This window comes from Bowmanella dokdonensis (assembly GCF_017254865.1).
Taxonomy (GTDB): Bacteria; Pseudomonadota; Gammaproteobacteria; order Enterobacterales; family Alteromonadaceae; genus Bowmanella; species Bowmanella dokdonensis.
In genome coordinates this window covers 1-299 of sequence record NZ_JAFKCV010000321.1, presented here as the reverse complement: position 1 = coordinate 299, position 299 = coordinate 1, and the positions used below count along the sequence as shown (strand labels likewise).

General features: G+C 50.5%; 1 pseudogene. It reads left to right on the top strand.

Going from position 1 to position 299, the window contains the following annotated elements:
- Positions 1-299 (top strand): annotated as a pseudogene (locus tag J0A66_RS22760) (protein-methionine-sulfoxide reductase catalytic subunit MsrP); the annotation flags it as partial.

Genomic DNA, 299 nt, shown 5'->3' with positions numbered 1-299 from the left:
CGACGAAGCGGTTTATCAGCAGCGCCGGCAGATATTAAAACAACTGGGCTTTATGGGTGCGGGTGCTTTACTGGCTCCTCATCAGTCACTGGCGCTTAACTTATTTGGCGATGATAAGCCTAAGTTCAAAACTCACCCACTGAGTTATAGCAAGCAGGAAAACCACGGCGAGACACTGACCCCTTTTAATAAAGTCAGCGGCCACAATAATTTCTACGAATTCGGCACAGACAAAGCCGACCCGAAAGCCAACGCACAGGCGTTCGACATCGATCCCTGGCTACTGCGCGTAGATGGTC